At 24.3% G+C, this 2,838-nt stretch carries 3 protein-coding genes and 1 pseudogene; all 4 read right to left on the reverse strand.

Annotation, left to right across the window (positions count from 1 at the left end; genetic code table 4):
- On the reverse strand, positions 1–1,187 hold a 1,187-nt coding region (locus tag M0D11_RS05515; RefSeq protein ID WP_252320847.1), incomplete at its 3' end, for a hypothetical protein.
- 18 nt (positions 1,188–1,205) lie between these two features.
- Positions 1,206–1,391, reverse strand: coding sequence for a hypothetical protein (locus tag M0D11_RS05520; RefSeq protein WP_252320849.1), 186 nt, complete (start codon positions 1,389–1,391; stop codon positions 1,206–1,208).
- Between the two features lie 4 nt (positions 1,392–1,395).
- On the reverse strand, positions 1,396–1,911 hold the full coding sequence (locus M0D11_RS05525; protein WP_252320851.1) for a hypothetical protein: 516 nt from the start codon (positions 1,909–1,911) through the stop codon (positions 1,396–1,398).
- Between the two features lie 23 nt (positions 1,912–1,934).
- Positions 1,935–2,838 (reverse strand): annotated as a pseudogene (locus tag M0D11_RS05530) (hypothetical protein); the annotation flags it as partial.

The following is a 2,838-nucleotide window of genomic DNA, read 5'->3' on the forward strand; positions in this document are numbered from 1 at the left end:
TTCTTTGTAAAAGTTACTTGTAAAGAACCATCATATAAAGTTTTACCTTCAACATTAGCACTTGTTGCTGTTAAATCTGAAAAATTAGCATTACCTTTTCGATAATTAGGATTTTTAGCAATAATAGCTTTTTCTACTTCATCTGCAGTTGGTGTTGCTCCAGCCATAGTAATAGCACCTAAATTAGTAAATTCAATTGCTGTAGCAATATCTATACTTGAAGTAACTGTAAATCCTTTAACTAAATCTGGTCTTAATGCTTTACCTTCTGAAACTAAAAACTTATGAAAATTCTTAACATTACCATTAGTTTGTAAAACAAAAATATTATCTTGACCACGATTAAATGGAAATGCTAATGCTTCTTTATGAACTAATACAGCATCACATCCTAAAAAATTAAATCCTTCTTTTTTATCAATAGTTGCAATTGGATAATTTCTACCTAATCAAGGACATTCTACAATTTTAATACCACCAATTTCTACAATTTTACCATCTTTTAATGCTTGTGAAGCACTATCACTACCTAATGTAGTTGTTGATAATAATACTAATGGTTTAAAGAAACTAGATACTCATAATGTATAATCTTCTTCATCTGTACCAATATATTCATCAGTAATTCTTGCTTTTAATGTTGCTAATGTATTTGATATTTTTAATCATAAAAGCATTCTATAATCATCTATTTTAGGATTACTTGGTAATGCAATATTAATAATTCCATTATCTTTTGCTGTTTTAACTGCTAATGCTAATAATTTTGCTACTAAATAAGTTTCTACTGATTTTGCCTTTGCATCAATTCAACTTGATGCTAAACTATCTGATACCAGAACATTACCATCTTCATATTTTGCACCTAAACGTTTTAAATCAAGTGTTTCTTCTTCAAAAGTAATTTGTTTCTTTTTATCTAATAAAATTTGTTCAACTCTTGTTGCTGTTAAATCATTAGCACCAGAACCTGCATCATAATCATCTGTAAGATTTCTTTTAGTAATATTATAAATAGCAGTACCAGCATCTAATTGTTCTCTATTTTCTACTGTTGCATTAATTAATGCTACTCTTTTTGATAATAAAACTTTTAAATTTTTAATATATTTAACTGATAAATCTAATTTCCCAGTTGGATTACTAGGGTCATTAATTGTTGTTGATTGTGTTGTAATAATTGCCATTTTTATTCTCCTTCTATATTAGCCTAATAGTCAATCTTTAACTAATTGTGGCATTTCATTTATTAATGTTTTATAATCACTAATTGCATTTTGTAACATATCAACATCAGTAAATTTAAAACAATTGTCAATATGTAATTCAAAGTCCCTATCAATTCTAATATCTTGTTTTCTATATTTTTCATTAAATTCAATTTTTGTCATATTTTTAACCTACCATTCCTATTTTTCTAGTATCTACTTCATCTTCTTTTTCTTCTTTAAATTTATCTTTTACATCTAAAGAATTACTAATATTTGTATCTTTATTTTTATTAAATAAATGTGGAAAATCTTTATTTAATAATGATAATTTTTCTTCAATATCTTCTTTATCTCCAAGATATCTTTTTAATAAATTAATATTTTCTTCTAATAAATCATATTTTTTATAACTTTCTGAATGTCTAATTTCTCTATCTTTATCAGTTTTTTCTTTATATAAAACATTATATTTTTCTTCTAATTCTTTATATTTATCTTCTAAAGTTGGTTCTTTAACTTCTTCAGTTTCTTTGTCTTTTGATTCACTTTCTACTGGTTTTGATTCATTTTCTTCGGGTTTTGGTTCACTTTTTGGCTCTTTTGATTCATTTTCTGTTGAATTTGATTCACTTTCTTGTTCTTCATCTTTTTCTTTTTCTTCCATAGTATTACCTTCTTTCATTTCATTTTCATTTACCATAATTACCACCACCTTTCTAATTGTTATGTCACTCTTGGTGAAATTTGTATATTATTAAAATTAACTTCATTGCTAACGGGATATTTAATAATTGCATCATCATATTTTGCTCTTAATGAAAATATGTAAATACAAATTGAATTATTTTTATTATTAATATATATTGATTTTCATAATGTTATAAAACTTGCAGTTGGATAACCTGAATTTGGATTAATATTAGTATCATCAACTTTTGTAATAATATTTTTGGACATTATTCCATTTATTTCAATACTATACTTATTTAATCTAGCGGTATTATATTCACTATATAAATTAAAAGTACAATTGTGACCATTAACATTCTTTCCATCAACACTATGATAAATTCCATTATCTCCATATATAAAATCAATATTTCCTTCATAAATTGGTAAATTTTTAATATCATCAATAATAATAGGATTAGAACTACTTTTTTTATTAAAAATATCACCGGAGTTTGCAGTTAAAGTATAATTTCAACTTACTTCAAAACTTTTGTAATCATTTAAAAAATCTTTCATTAGTTGATAACCGTAATCATTAACTTTAATTTCATAAAACATATAAAATCCATTTTTTAATAAATCTTTTTCATTAATAGGTTGAATTACATAACCTTGATATAAATTTTGACTATTATCAATATTTTTAAATGAAAATTTACTTAAATCTATAAATAATGAATGAGGTATTTTTGTTGGCGGTGGTGGATTAACTGCTTTTGGATAGTTATACTTATTTTTAAAACTATAAGTATTATTTGCTAATAAAAAGTTATTTTTAATTAATCTTATATTACCACTTGCTTTACCAACTGTTTGATATGTTCCTGCTCAAATACTAAAATCATCACTTACAGCCCCTTCGTAATCATTTGGCATACTATAAAATGTTAATTTG

This window comes from Spiroplasma endosymbiont of Lariophagus distinguendus, from assembly GCF_023846195.1.
Classification (GTDB): Bacteria; Bacillota_I; Bacilli_A; order Mycoplasmatales; family VBWQ01; genus Spiroplasma_E.